A 13,197-nucleotide genomic window follows, 5' to 3' on the forward strand; every position below is an offset into this window, starting at 1 on the left:
CCGCTCGCCGTCCGCCGAGGGCGCAGCCGGACGGCGGAGATCCGCCCGGGGCTCAGTCGGCGGTCACGGCGGCGGTGAGCTCCACCTCGACCGGCGCGCCGGACGGCAGGCTCGCCACCCCGACGGCTGAACGCGCGACGGCACCGCGGTCGCCCAGCCAGTCCCGCAGCACCTCGGATGCGCCGTCGGCAACCAGAGAGTGCTGCGTGAAGTCGGGACGGCAGGCGACGTACACGGTCATCCGCAGGCATCGCCGCACCCGGTCCAGTCCCCCCACCGCCTGGGCCACCGCGGCGACGGCGTTGCTGGCCGCGATGCCGGCTGCGGCGCGCGCCTCGGCCACGGTCAGCTCCGCGCCCACCAGGCCGCGCACGGCGAGCCGGCCGTCCACCCGCGGGGTCATCCCCGCCGTGTACGCGACACCCTCGTGCACCACCACCGGCACGTAGTGGCCCTGCGGGGCCGGGGGCGCCGGCAGCCGTCCCCGGCCGGCCGGCTCAGCCACCGAGCACCACCCCGTCCTGCCGGGGGTCGGCGCCACCGGCGAGGCAGCCGAGCCGCTCGTCCACCGAGACCACCAGGGCACTCCCGCCCGCGTCCCACGGCCCCACCACCCGGACCGGGTGTCCGGCGGCGCGCAGCCCCGCGAGGGTCCGCTCGCCCAGCCGCGACTCGCAGATCAGCTCGTCGGGGGCCCCCACCACGTCCGAGTCGCTGCCCGGGAACACCGTGAACCGCGGCGCCGACACCGCCTCCTGCGGATCCAGGCCGTGGTCGATCAGGTGCGACAGCACCTGCATGTTCCACTGCACCTGTCCGTCACCGCCGGGCGTGTTGCCGACGTGCCGCAGGGCTCCACCGGCGTCGGTCACCAACCACGCAAGGCAGGTGTGCAGCGGACGGCGCCGCGGTCGCACCTGGTTCGGGTGTCCCTCGACCAGGTACGCGCCGCGCCCCAGCCGATTGTTGAGCATGATGCCGGTGCCCGGGATGGTGATCCGGGCGCCGAAGGTGAAGGCGAGCGAGTGGATGAAGCTGACCGCACGGCCGTCGCCGTCGACCGCGACTGTCGTCGTGGTGTCCCCGTCCGGCGTCAACCCGGCCGTCGCGAGTGGATGCCGTCCGGCGGCCAGCTTCGCCCGCACGTCCGCGACCGCCTCGGGCCGCAGCAGCGCCCGCCAGGCGTCCGTGTCGGCGCCGCACCGGTCCCAACGGTCCCGGAAGCCCTGGCGGGCGGCTCCGGCGAGCCAGCCGACCGCGTCGACGCTCAGCCACGGCAGGCCGGAGAGCATCCCGTCGCAGACGGCCGCCTGCTGCAGGACCATCCAGCCCGGTGTGGGCGGCGGTGACGTGTGCATGACCAGGTCGCCGTACCGGCCGGCGATCGCCTCGCCCTCGAGGGGGACGCCGGAGGCCGCCCACTCGTCGCCGTTGAACGGAGCGCCGGCCGCCGCCAGTGCGGCCACCGCGCGATCGGCCAGTTCGCCGGTGTAGAGGGCGCCGGGATCGGCCGCCAGCAGCCGCAGCGAGGCGGCGAGTTCCGGCTGTGGGAGCCGTTCGCCGACCTGCGGGGCCCGACCGTTGCGCAGGAACGTCCGTCGGGCCCCGTCGTCGGTGCGCAGCTGCGCCTCGTGTTCGACGATGTCCGCGCGGGTCTTCCGGGTGCAGGGCAGACCACGTTGGGCGGCGGCGATCGCCGGCGCCCACAACTCGGGGAGGCTGCGCGTCGCCCCGCGGGCGTGCAGCGCGGCGATCGCGGTCACCGCACCCGGAGCCGCCACGGCCAGCGCCCCGGTGAGTGGAATCGCGGACAGGCCCCGCGCGCGGTAGAACTCCAGGTCGCCGCCGTCCGGCCCGTACCCGCTGCCGTTGATGGTCCACACCGACCCGTCCGGCTCCCGGACCACGGCGAAGGCGTCGCCGCCGACGCCGCACTGGCCCGGCAGCGCCAACCAGGACATCGCGGCCATCGCCACCGTCGCATCGATCGCGGTGCCGCCGTCGGCGAGCACGCGGTGGCCGACGGCGGTGACTCCCGGGTGGCTCGAGATCGCCATGTGCTCGCCGGCGAGAACCGGGTTACGGGTCGGTGCCGGCCAGTCCACGCTCACTCCCGTCACCTCACCGGTTTGCGTCGGCGCGGGCCACCGGTCGCGATGTCCTCCGGCGTCACGCCCACGTAGATCTGCCCGTCCTCCTCCCGCACCGGGAACGTCTTGATCGGTTCGGTGGCGGGCGGGCAGACCGGCTCGCCCGTCTCGAGATCGAAGACGCTGCCGTGGCAGGAGCAGCCGATGCCGTCGTCGACGAGCTTGCCCGACGAGAGCAGGCAGTCCAGGTGCGTGCAGTAGTTCGACGTCGCGTACGCCTTGCCCTGGAAGCGGGCAACACACAGCTCCAGGCTGTCGGCGTAGAACCGGCGGACGTACCCGTCGGGCACCTGACCGGAGCGGGCGACGCAAACGAATCTGGCGGCGCCCGGCTCCGCTCCCGCGTGCGGGGTGCCGGTGGCCTCGGGCGTGCTCATGAGCCCACGTACACGGTCTTGTCGACGGTGTAGAAGTGCATCATCGTCTCCCCTGCCTGTTCCTTGAACGTCTGGGTGCTGGAGTTCTTCAGCCCACCGAAGGGGGCGTTCATCGCCATGCCGGTGGTCGGCTGGTTGATCTTGACAAGGCCGCTGTCGACCCGCCGGGCGAAATCGAGCGCGCGGCCCAGGTCGCGGGTGACGATCCCGGCCGACAGACCGTACGCCGTGTCGTTGGCGACGCTGATCGCGTCGTCGAAGGATCCGACGCGCAGCACGCCCAGAACCGGTCCGAAGATCTCCTCCTGCGCCAGCGGCGACGACGGGTCGACGTCGGTGAAGACCGCCGGGCGGACGAAGTTGCCGTGTTCCAGGCCCGGACCGAGTGGCTCGTCACCGGCGCGGAGGCGGGCGTTGGCGGCCGCCGCGAGGTTGAGGTAGTGCCGGGTCTTGTCCAGTTGGGCGCGGGTCGCGAGGGGGCCCATCTGCACGCCGTCGGAGAGCCCGTCGCCCACCCGGCGAGCGCGGGCGAGTGCGACCACCCGCTCGACGAGCGCGTCGTGCACCGCGTCGTGGACGATCAGCCGGCTGGTGCCGGTGCACGCCTGGCCGCTGAGGCCGAACGCCCCGCGGACCACGATGTCGGCCGCCCGGTCCAGGTCGGCGTCCTCCAGCACGATCACCGGGTTCTTGCCGCCCATCTCCAGTTGGCAGCGCTGGCTGGGTCCGACCGCGCGGTGGATGGCCGCCCCGACGTCAGAGGAGCCGGTGAAGGTCACCGCACCCACCCGCGGATCCGCGACCAGCGCCGCCCCGGCCTCCCCGCCACCCTGCACGAGGGCGAGCGCACCGGCCGGGACGCCCGCGTCGAGCAGCGCCTCGACCAGCCGCTGCCCCATCAGCGGGGTCACCTCGCTCGGTTTGAACACCACCCCGTTGCCCGCCGCCAACGCCGGACCGAGCTTGCGCGACGGGATGTTCAGCGGGAAGTTCCACGGAGTGATGGCCACGACGACGCCGACCGGTTCCCGGGAGGTGTAGACGAGGCTGCCGTCTCCCGTGGCGTACGTGCTGCCGGCGACGCGCAGCGCCTCACCCGCGTAGAACCGGAGGTTCGACGGGGTCCGGCGGGTCTCGGTGAGCGCCTCGGCGAGCGTCTTGCCTTCCTCACGGACCAGGTCCCGGGCGAGGTGGTCGGCGCGGGCGGCGAGGATGTCCGCGGCGCGGTGCAGGACCGCCGCCCGCGCCTCCGGACCGCGCTCCGCCCAGTCCCGGTAGCCGGCCGCGACCGCGGTCACCGCGTCGTGCGCGTCCTTCGCGTCCGAATCCGGGAAGACCGCGACGACCTCGCGCTCGTCAGCGGGGTTCCGCCGCTCGCGGGTACGCCCGCTGGCCGAGCCCACCCACGCACCACCGATGAAGTTGCCCTTCACGGTTGCTCCTCCAACGCCGTCAGTTCGGTCAGGTCGACGTCCTCGTCGGCGAGGATCCGCGGATCGACGCTGACCTGTCCGGCGATCAGCTCCTTGGCGACGAGGACGTCCGCGCCGCGGTCGACGGCGAACGCCGCCCGGACCAGGCCGTCGCGCAGGTAGAACGCCGAGAAGTCGCACTCCTCGACCGAGCCGCGCACGACCAGCTCGTCCCAGACCGGCGCGTGGCCGGTGTACTGCAGGTTGTGGTCGTACTGGTCCGACCAGAACCAGTGCGGTTCGGCGTACACGGTGGTCCGGCCGATCATGTTGTTGGCGGCGGCGGTGGCCTGCCGGCTCGCGTTGTCGAAATGCTCGACCCGGATCCGCTCCCCGAAGAGCGGATGCCAATGGTTGGCCACGTCGCCGGCGGCGTACACGTTCGGCACCCCGGTCTGGCAGTACTCGTCGACGAGGATGCCGTTGTCGACGGCGAGGCCGGACCGCTCGGCCACGCTGGTGTTCGGCGTGATGCCGATGCCCACCACCACCAGGTCGCCCTCGATGCGGCAGCCGCTGGTGGTGACGACGACGCCGGTCGGTGTCTCGACGACGGACTCGACGGACTCGCCCAGCCGCAGCGTGACGCCCTGCCGGCGGTGGATCGCCGCGCAGGTGGCCCCGATCTCGCGGCCGAGTACGCGCTGCAGCGGCACGCCGAGCGCCTCCACCACCGTGACGTCGGCGCCCTTGCCGCGGCTGGTGGCGGCGACCTCGGCGCCGATGAAGCCGGCGCCGATGACGATCACCTGTACGCCCGGACGCAGCTGGGCGCGGAGACGGTCGGCGTCCCGCCGGGTGCGGAGGTAGTGGATACGCTCGCCCGCGACGTTCGGCAGACGGCGGGGGCTCCCACCGGTGGCCAGCAGAACCGCGTCCGCGGCGACCTCCGTGCCGTCGGCCAACTCGACGAGCCCCCGCTCGGGCCGGATCCGGACGGCCGGCTGGCCGAGCCGCAGGCGCACGTCGTTCGCCGCGCACCAGTGCTCCGACAGCAGGTGCAGGCCGCAGTCGTCGTCGCCGGCGAGGTACTCCTTCGACAGCGGCGGCCGCTGGTACGGTGCCTCCGGTTCGGCACCGAGCAGCTCGATCCGGCCGTCGAAACCGCGTCGGCGCAGCGCACGGGCGGCGACGGCGGCGGCCTGACCGGCGCCGACGGTGACGATGGTCCTGGTCATCGGCAGCTCACCCCGCAGCCGCGGCCGGGTGTGCTGCGGCATCGCTCGCCGCGCGCCCGGTGCGCTGTCGCGGGTTGACGTAGATCTTGCCGTTCGCCACCCGGACGTCGTACGTCGGCTGGCACTCGGCCTGGTCCGCCGCCTCGCCGGTGGCCGGGTCAAAGGACCACTGGTGACCGGGGCAGATGATCCGCCCGTGCAGGATTGTCCCCTTGCTCAGGGAGCGCTGCTTGTGGACGCATACGTCGTGCAACGCGAAGACCTGGGCGTCGACGTAGAACAGCGCGATCGGCGTGCCGCCGACGACCACCTGCTTCCTCTTGCGGCGCGCGAGCTCGGACAGCTCGGCGACGGGCACCCACTCGACGGGGTTAGGCTCGCTCACTCCCGACTCCCTCCGTATCTGAAGCGGTCGCGGAACTCCGGCCGCAGATGCCGGCAGGGTGGGTCAACCAGTGGACCCACCCGTCCGGCGGCTTCGGTCAGGCGCTGACCAGGTCCGTCGCCACGTAGGTGTCGTAGAGCGCCTTGGTGTAGGCGAAACGCATCTCCGCGCCCCAGCGGACGAACTGCAGCGATCGCTGCTGCAGTTCGGGCGTGTTGGCGTGGTCCAGGACGATCTGGTAGCCGCGCTCGCCGTGCACCTCGTCGGAGGTGATGTGCAGCTCGAAGAACTCGATCTCGTCCTCGGTGAAGCCGTACGCCTCGCGCAGCGGGACGATCTGCTTCTTGTAGATGCTCGGCACCTGGGACTCGAGGCCCACGACCAGTGCCGCGGTCGCCACCGCGAAGTGCTCGCGCATGGCCGTGGCGTAGCACCACGCCTGAAGGCCGCGGGTCACCGCGTTCATGTTGTTCGGGTCCTCGATCCGCTCGCGCGTCGTCCCGCACGCCTCGGCGAAGCGGATCAGCAGGTCCGTGTGGCGGATGTCGGCCAGTTCCTCCTCGTACATGTTCTGCAGGAGGAAGTCCTTGGCGTCCGTGCAGGTGTCCGGGGTGTTGGCGTAGACGTAGCTCAGGTAGTCGGCGAACGGGCCCACGTAGTGGTAGTGGTTCTCCGCCCAGCGTGCGAAGTGGTGCCGCTGCAGCTTGCCGTCGGCCCATGCCTGGCTGAACGACGCGTTCTTGGCCTCCCTGCCCTTGATCGCGTCCTGGAGGGCAGTGCGGAAGTCGTCGCGGGAGAGCAGCTCGGTCATCTTGTCGCCTCTCTCTGTAGTGCGTCGGTGCGGTCCCGGCAGCTCGGCGTGGCGCCACGGGGAGTCTCTGGGGTGTCACCAACGCTAGGGAGCCGACGACCAGCGCCCCACGGTCAAGATGCACATCCTTCGACGTCGTCTTCTGTGCACACAGTCCACGGCGTTTCCGTCGGCCAATTTGCCATCGTGGGCCGATGCCGACGATCAACAGCGCGTATCCGCGCCGATTCAGGTGGACGACGACAGGGCCGCCGCGCAGCAGCGACCGGCAGCGTCGGGGGCGGGAGTTGATGGCCGTCGTGCTGGCGGTGAACAGCGGCGCCACCGACGCGATCGGGTTCCTGGCGCTGGGCGGCGCCTTCACCAGCGTGATGACCGGGAACATGGTCCTGCTCGGGGTCGCCGTTGCTGGGGCCGACGGCGCGCTGGCCGTACACGCCGGGGCGGCGATCGCCTGCTTCATCCTTGGCTGCTCGCTCGGCACGCGCATCGCCGGCACCCCCAGACCCGACGACCCGGTCTGGCCACCCGCGGTGACCAGGGCGCTGGCCGTCGAGGGCGTGGTGCTCACCGGCTACGCCGTGGGCTGGTGGTTGAGCGGCGGACACCCGTCGGGACAGCTGCAACTGTCGTTGCTGGTGCTCAACGCGCTCGCGCTCGGCATCCAGAGCAGCACGGTACAGCGGTTCGGCGTGGCGGGACTGTCGACCACCTACCTCACCGGGACGCTCACCACCGTGATCGCGCGACTCACCTCCGGGCACCGACTGCGCGACGTCACGCCGAGCGTCCGCACCCTGCTGGGGCTGATCGCGGGCGCGGCGCTCGGCGGTTTGCTCGCGGTACGCGCGCCGGTGTGGGCGCCTCTGGTGCAGCTGGGGAGCCTCGGCACCGTCCTGGCCGCTGCCGTCGCGGCGATCCAGCCGGCGCCCGACCGCGATCGGCCATAGGCGTCGTGATCGCCGGATCCCGGAGGAACCGGCGATCACCGCTGGTCCAGTTACGCGATGCGGCGGATCCTACGAATGGCGAGATAGAGCAGGAGCAGGACGAGGACGACGAAGATGCCGGTCTCGATGCCCTGGAAGAGCCAGAACCGGAGGCGTTGTCGGAATGCAGTCGGAGCAGGGCGAGGTCGGGCGGGATGGCCCGGACGGCCAGGGCGGGCACCAGTGCGACGCCCAGCCCGGCCGCGACACAGCCCAGCTTGCCGGTCCACTCCGCGGCCACGATGTCCGTCCGAGGTCGGAAGCCGGCCGGCAGGGTGGCCCGCAGCAGGGTCTCCTCGACGGTGGCCGAGCCCGCGATGAAGGCATCATCGGCCAGTTCGCGCAGCCGGACCGTCCGCCGGTGGGCCAGCCGGTGCGTCCTGGGCGCCGCCACCAGCAGCACCTCGTCCAGGAGGTGGTGCAGGTCGAGGCGGTGGCCGTCGAGCGGCTGGTCGGGTGCGGCGCTCACCACGGCGACGTCGGCGTCGCCGTCGAGGAGGCGTTCCAGCAGCCCGGGCGTCAGCCCCTCGACCAGGGAGAGCGCCACCTCGGGGATGGGCGGACCGGAACGTGGCCAGGGCGCGCGGGACGAGCGCGGCGACCGCCGTCGGGAAGGCGCCGACCCGCAGACGGCCGGCGGTGAGGTCGCGGAGCGCGGCCAGGTCCCGGCGGGCGGCGTCGAGGCGGTCGAGCACCGCCACGGCATGGTCGAGCAGGCAGCGACCCTGTTCGGTCAGGGCTACGCCGCGCGGCAGCCGGTCGAACAGGGGGATCCGGTCTCGGCCTCCAGCGCGGCGATCTGCCGGGACACCGCGGACTGGGTGTAACGCAGGGTCCGGGCGGCAGCCGTGATGGAGCCGTGCTCGGCGACCGCGCGGAAGACCTGAACGTCGGAGGCGAGCAGTGACCGCCGGCCGAGAGCGCGCCAGGTAGGCGCGGTTCCGCACGGACAGTGATGTGGTCAGGCGCGGATGTCCTGCCTCGCGGAAGCCTGCCAACGCAGTTCGTGGCGCGCCAGGGCGTTCTTGTGCACCTCTTCGGGCCCATCGGCGAAGCGCACGGTGCGGAGGCGGGCGTAGGCGCCCGCCAGTGAGAAGTCCTCGGAGAGGCCGGCGGCGCCGTGCAGCCGCCGCGCCACCGGCTGCGCCTCGGCCATGGTGGCCTCCAGGCGCTCGCGCTGCGTGCGCAGCAGTCGCTCGTAGATCTCCTGGAGGAGGTCGTCCTTGCCCGCGAAGTAGTGGTACATCGCGCCCTTGGTGACCCCGGCCGCCTCGACGATCTCCTGGACCGAGGTCTTCTCGAAGCCCTTCTCCGCGAACAGCCTGGTGGCGACCGCCAGCAGCCGCTGCGGCAGCGCCTCGTCGCCCGTTCGACCCACCGTGCCCCTTCCCCTCCCGGCCCGCCCGCCGGCGCGATGCGCCAGCGTACGCGGGGCGCCGCCGGTCAGGCGGGCTCGACGCGCACCGGGATGCCGTTGAGCACGACGTTGCCGGAGAGCGGGTCGACGGCCGTCTCATCGGTGAGCACATTGCTGTTGACGCCGGCGTGCGCGCGCGCCACCGACTGGCGGGTGCCGGGCACGTCGTGCCCCCAACCGTGCGGCAGGCTGACCACGCCCGGCATGGTGTCGGCGGTCAGCTCCACGGGGACGACGACAGACCCCACCCGCGAGGAGACGCGTGCGGCGTCCCCGGCGGCCAGTCCGAGCTTCGCCGCGTCCTCGGGATGCACCTGCAGCGTGCAGCGGTCCCGGCCCTTCACCAGCGCCGGCACGTTGTGCATCCAGCTGTTGTTCGACCGCAGGTGCCGGCGGCCGACGAGGACGAAGCCGTCCGGCGGCGCGTCGCGGGCCTCGCGCAGCCGGGCCACGTCGGCCGCGATCGACGGCGGGCACAGCTCGACCGTCCCGCTCGGCGTGCGCAGCACCTCCGGCAGCCGCGGTCGCAGCGGCCCCAGGTCGACGCCGTGGGGATGGTCGAGCAGCCGGGTCAGGGACAGGCCATCCGGTCGCTGTCCGAACAGGTCGCCGTACGCGCCGAGCCGCAGCCGCGCGTCGAGCAGGCGTTCGGCCGGCCGGTCCCCGAAGATCAGCGCCCGCAGCTCGGTCGCCGGTCGGCCCAGTCCCTCGACCGCCTGGGCGAGCACCTGATCGAGCAGGTGCTCGTGCAGCACCGCCGGGTCTGCCGCTGCGCCCTGCCCGGCGGCGATCAGGGTGAGCCGGGCGAGGATGTCGCACTCGTCGAGGCCGTCGGGATCCGGCGGCAGGGCGGGCGGCGAGTAGCTCGCCACGTTACGCACGGCGAGGGTGAGGAACGCGAAGTCGTAGTGTCCCGCGCGAGCGGGGTCGGGCGGCGGCAGCACCACGTCCGCGTGCCGGGTGGTCTCGTTCAGGTACGGGTCGACGCTGACCATGAAGTCGAGCGAGGCGAGCGCGCGGTCCAACCGCTCGCTGTTGGCGGTGGACAGCACGGGGTTGCCGGCGATGGTGATCAGTGCGCGGACCTGGCCCTCCCCCGGCGTGGAGATCTCGTCGGCCAGCGTGGCGACCGGCAGCTCGCCCTTGACCTCCGGCAGGCCCCGCACCCGGCTCGCCCAGCGTCCGGTGCGGAAGCCCTTGCCGGGGCCGGCGGCGCGGGTCCGCTGGTGGGCGGCGAGGGGGAACATCGCCCCGCCCGGCCGGTCGAGGTTGCCGGTCAGCACGTTGACCACGTCGACGAGCCAACTCGTCAGCGTGCCGAAGGTGACCGTACAGGTGCCGATACGCCCGTACACGGCGGCCGTCGGGGAGGCTGCCAGCTCGCGGGCGAGCTGGCGGATGCGCGGCGCGGGCACCGCGCACCGGTCGGTCACCCGCTCGGGGGCGAACGCCGCGGCCAGGTCCCGGACGCCGTCGAGGCCGGTGACGTGCTCCGCCAGCCGGCCGAGCCGTACGAGGCCCTCGTCGAAGAGAGTGTGCACGACGGCGAAGAGCAGCAGCGCGTCGGCGCCGGGCCGGATGGGCAGGTGCTCGTCGGCGGCGGCGGCGGTGCGGGTGCGCCGAGGGTCGACGACCAGGAACCGCCCGCCGCGCGCCTGCAGCGCCCGCAGCCGACCGGGGAAGTCGGGCGCGGTGCAGAGGCTGCCGTTGGACTCCCAGGGGTTGGCGCCGAGCAGCACGAGAAGGTCGGTGCGGTCGAGGTCGGGCACCGGGATGGCGTTCGGGTCGCCGTACAGGTAGCCCGAGGAGACGTGCTTGGGCATCTGGTCGACGGTGCTGGCGGAATAGACGTTGCGGGTGCCGAGCGCCCGGACGAGGGGTCCCACGTGGAGCCCGCCGGCCATCGTGTGCACGTTGGGATTGCCGAGGTAGGCGGCGACCGCATCGCGGCCGCCGGACCGGGCGGCGGTCAGCCCGGCCTCGACGGCGGCGAACGCCTCGTCCCAGCCGACCTCGCGCAGCGTGCCGTCGACCCGCAGCAGCGGCCGGCGCAGGCGGTCCGGGTCGGCGAGGAGCTGCGGGAACGCGGCCCCCTTCGGGCAGACGAAGCCGTGGCTGAAGACGTGCTCGCGGTCGCCGCGGGCGTGCGTCACCCGGTCGTCGGCGATGGTCAGCGTCAGGCCGCAGGTGGCCTCGCACAGTGGACAGGTGCGGTACGCCGTGCGCGTCGCGGTCGTTCCCGGCATCGCGGGCCCCTTCCGGTTGGAGACCGACTGGTCGGTATGGTGGCATGCCGCCGGGCGACTGTCACCCCTCGGCGACCGGCTCCGGCGCCGTTGATGACCTGCCGGGCGCGCACCTCGAACACCCGGTCGGTCTCCCGGTCGTGCACCCGGGCGCCGGTGATCCGGGCGCCGTGCCGCAGGAAACCCACGACGCGGGCCCGCGACAGCGGGTGCGCCCCGTGCGCGGCGGCGGTGTGGAGGAGGAAGGTCACCAGCCGGGCGTCGTCGACCTGGGCGTCGTAGTACTGCAGGGCGCCGACCAGCGACTCGGGCCGCAGCGACGGGCAGGCGCGCAGCGCCCCGCGGCGGCTCAGGTGCCGGTGGGGGGCCTCGCGGACCAGCCCGAAGTCGAGCATCTCCAGGTACCGCAGGCCGCCGTGAATGAGCTTGCTGGACCGGCTCGACGTCCCGCTCGCCCAGTCGCGGGCCTCGATGAGCCCGACCGACAGGCCGCGGGTGACGGCGCGAGAGCGCAGCCGGCGCCGGTGACGCCGCCGCCGATCACCAGGACGTCCAGTTCCTGGCCGCTGCCGAGGGCGGCCAGGGACCGCTCGCGGGCGGCCGGCGACGGACGCCGGCCGCCCAGACCCTTGAGGGGCGTGGGAGGCGACGTCAGCCGACGTCGACCCAGTCGAGGGTGCGCTGGACCGCCTTCTTCCACCGGGCGTAGCCGTTCTCGCGCTGCTCCGCCGACCAGCCCGGCTGCCAGCGGCGGCTCTCGTTCCAGTTCTGGCGCAGCTCGTCGGTGTTCTTCCAGAAGCCGACGGCGAGGCCGGCGGCGTACGCCGCGCCGAGCGCGGTGGTCTCGGCCACCACCGGCCGGCTGACCGGCACGCCCAGGATGTCCGCCTGCAGCTGCATGCACAGGTCGTTGACGGTGACCCCGCCGTCGACCTTGAGGCACTCCAGGTGCACCCCGGAGTCCTGCTCCATGGCCTCGGCCACGTCCCGGCTCTGGTAGCAGATGGACTCGAGGGTGGCCCGGGCGATGTGGGCGTCGGTGTTGAACCGGGAGAGGCCGACGATCGCGCCGCGGGCGTCGGAGCGCCAGTACGGGGCGAACAGGCCGGAGAACGCGGGCACGAAGTACACCCCGCCGTTGTCCTCCACCTGGCTGGCCAGGATCTCGCTCTGCGCCGCGCTAGTGATGATCTTGAGCTGGTCGCGCAGCCACTGCACGGCCGAGCCGGTGACCGCGATCGAGCCTTCGAGCGCGTACACCGCCGCCTCGTCGCCGAACTGGTAGCACACCGTGGTGAGCAGCCCGGCCTTCGACCGCACGATCTCCGTGCCGGTGTTGAGGAGCATGAAATTGCCCGTACCGTAGGTGTTCTTGCCTTCGCCCGGTGCGAAGCAGACCTGGCCGACCGTGGCGGCCTGCTGGTCGCCCAGGTCGCCGGTCAGCGGGACCGGGCCGGTGAACGGGCCGTGCTGCACGGTGCTGCCGTACGAGCGCGGGTCGGACGACGGCCGGATCCGCGGCAGCATGGCGCGGGGGATGTCGAAGAACGACAGCAGCTCGTCGTCCCAGTCCAGCGTCTCCAGGTTCATCAGCATGGTCCGGCTGGCGTTGGTGGGGTCGGTGACGTGCACCCCGCCCTCGACCCCGCCGGTGAGGTTCCACAGCAGCCAGGTGTCGGTGTTGCCGAAGACGGCCTCGCCGCGCTCGGCGGCCTCCCGGACCCCGTCGACGTTCTCGAGGATCCACCGGATCTTCCCGCCGGAGAAGTACGTCGCCGGCGGCAGGCCGGCCTTGCGCCGGATGACGTCGCCCTTGCCCTCGCGTTCCAGCGCCGAGGCGATGCGGTCGGTACGGGTGTCCTGCCAGACGATGGCGTTGTAATAGGGCCGGCCGGTCCGGCGGTTCCACACCACGGTGGTCTCGCGCTGGTTGGTGATGCCGAGCGCGGCCAGGTCGGAGGCGGTCAGGCCGCGGGCGTTCATCGCGGTCTGAATGACCGTCTGGGTCCGCTCCCAGATCTCCAGCGGGTTGTGCTCCACCCAGCCGGCCTGCGGCAGGATCTGCTCGTGTTCGAGCTGGTGGCGGCCGACCTCGTTGCCGCCGTGGTCGAAGATCATGAAGCGGGTGCTGGTGGTGCCCTGGTCTACCGCGCCGACGAAGTCAGCCATCCG

At 72.9% G+C, this 13,197-nt stretch carries 12 protein-coding genes and 3 pseudogenes; 2 read left to right on the forward strand and 13 right to left on the reverse strand.

Annotation, left to right across the window (positions count from 1 at the left end):
* Positions 1-52 precede the first annotated feature (52 nt).
* The 7 genes from GA0070613_RS26030 to GA0070613_RS26060 form a co-directional block, all read right to left on the reverse strand.
* Entirely contained in the window at positions 53-505 is a 453-nt protein-coding gene (locus GA0070613_RS26030; protein WP_172875898.1) for a RidA family protein, read from the reverse strand.
* Positions 498-2,111 (reverse strand): gamma-glutamyltransferase family protein, encoded by a 1,614-nt coding sequence (locus GA0070613_RS26035; RefSeq protein WP_197698996.1) that lies wholly within the window; start codon positions 2,109-2,111, stop codon positions 498-500. Before GA0070613_RS26035 ends, GA0070613_RS26030 begins: the two co-directional genes overlap by 8 nt.
* Before the next feature lie 5 nt (positions 2,112-2,116).
* Positions 2,117-2,527, reverse strand: coding sequence for a Rieske (2Fe-2S) protein (locus GA0070613_RS26040; protein WP_089014679.1), 411 nt, complete (start codon positions 2,525-2,527; stop codon positions 2,117-2,119).
* On the reverse strand, positions 2,524-3,960 hold the full coding sequence (locus GA0070613_RS26045) for an aldehyde dehydrogenase family protein (RefSeq protein ID WP_089014680.1): 1,437 nt from the start codon (positions 3,958-3,960) through the stop codon (positions 2,524-2,526). Before GA0070613_RS26045 ends, GA0070613_RS26040 begins: the two co-directional genes overlap by 4 nt.
* Complete coding sequence (locus GA0070613_RS26050; RefSeq protein WP_089014681.1) at positions 3,957-5,177, reverse strand: NAD(P)/FAD-dependent oxidoreductase; 1,221 nt, start codon at positions 5,175-5,177, stop codon at positions 3,957-3,959. Before GA0070613_RS26050 ends, GA0070613_RS26045 begins: the two co-directional genes overlap by 4 nt.
* Positions 5,178-5,184: 7 nt before the next feature.
* Positions 5,185-5,562: a Rieske (2Fe-2S) protein gene (locus tag GA0070613_RS26055; protein ID WP_172875899.1), complete on the reverse strand. Its 378-nt coding sequence runs from the start codon at positions 5,560-5,562 to the stop codon at positions 5,185-5,187.
* Positions 5,563-5,659: 97 nt separating this feature from the next.
* A complete protein-coding gene (locus GA0070613_RS26060; RefSeq protein ID WP_089014682.1) occupies positions 5,660-6,373 on the reverse strand; it encodes a TenA family transcriptional regulator in 714 nt (237 codons plus the stop codon).
* A gap of 194 nt (positions 6,374-6,567) precedes the next feature.
* On the opposite strand from GA0070613_RS26060, the gene GA0070613_RS26065 reads away from it, so the two are divergent.
* Positions 6,568-7,323: a YoaK family protein gene (locus GA0070613_RS26065; RefSeq protein ID WP_089014683.1), complete on the forward strand. Its 756-nt coding sequence runs from the start codon at positions 6,568-6,570 to the stop codon at positions 7,321-7,323.
* 244 nt (positions 7,324-7,567) lie between these two features.
* On the opposite strand, the pseudogene GA0070613_RS33775 reads toward GA0070613_RS26065, so the two are convergent.
* Positions 7,568-7,909, reverse strand: a pseudogene (locus GA0070613_RS33775) (LysR substrate-binding domain-containing protein); the annotation flags it as partial.
* A 7-nt stretch (positions 7,910-7,916) separates the two neighbouring features.
* Between GA0070613_RS33775 and GA0070613_RS33780 the strand changes: the two are divergent.
* The gene (locus GA0070613_RS33780; protein WP_231929478.1) at positions 7,917-8,189 is read left to right on the forward strand and encodes a hypothetical protein; all 273 of its coding nucleotides are present in this window, start codon (positions 7,917-7,919) and stop codon (positions 8,187-8,189) included.
* On the opposite strand, the pseudogene GA0070613_RS34545 reads toward GA0070613_RS33780, so the two are convergent.
* From GA0070613_RS34545 to glpK, 5 genes and pseudogenes are all read right to left on the reverse strand, one after another.
* Positions 8,189-8,266, reverse strand: a pseudogene (locus GA0070613_RS34545) (helix-turn-helix domain-containing protein); the annotation flags it as partial. The gene GA0070613_RS33780 and the pseudogene GA0070613_RS34545 overlap by 1 nt on opposite strands.
* Positions 8,267-8,323: 57 nt before the next feature.
* Positions 8,324-8,740 carry a TetR/AcrR family transcriptional regulator gene (locus GA0070613_RS33130; protein WP_231929479.1) on the reverse strand — a complete coding sequence of 139 codons (417 nt, stop codon included), beginning with the start codon at positions 8,738-8,740 and terminating at the stop codon, positions 8,324-8,326.
* A gap of 65 nt (positions 8,741-8,805) precedes the next feature.
* Positions 8,806-11,025, reverse strand: a complete 2,220-nt coding sequence (locus GA0070613_RS26080; RefSeq protein WP_089014685.1) for a molybdopterin-dependent oxidoreductase — start codon at positions 11,023-11,025, stop codon at positions 8,806-8,808.
* A gap of 11 nt (positions 11,026-11,036) precedes the next feature.
* Positions 11,037-11,650, reverse strand: a pseudogene (locus GA0070613_RS26085) (FAD-dependent oxidoreductase); the annotation flags it as partial.
* A 26-nt stretch (positions 11,651-11,676) separates the two neighbouring features.
* Positions 11,677-13,194 (reverse strand): glycerol kinase GlpK, encoded by a 1,518-nt coding sequence (gene glpK / locus GA0070613_RS26090; RefSeq protein ID WP_089014686.1) that lies wholly within the window; start codon positions 13,192-13,194, stop codon positions 11,677-11,679.
* Positions 13,195-13,197 lie beyond the last annotated feature (3 nt).

The sequence above is a fragment of the Micromonospora inositola genome, from assembly GCF_900090285.1.
GTDB lineage: Bacteria > Actinomycetota > Actinomycetes > Mycobacteriales > Micromonosporaceae > Micromonospora > Micromonospora inositola.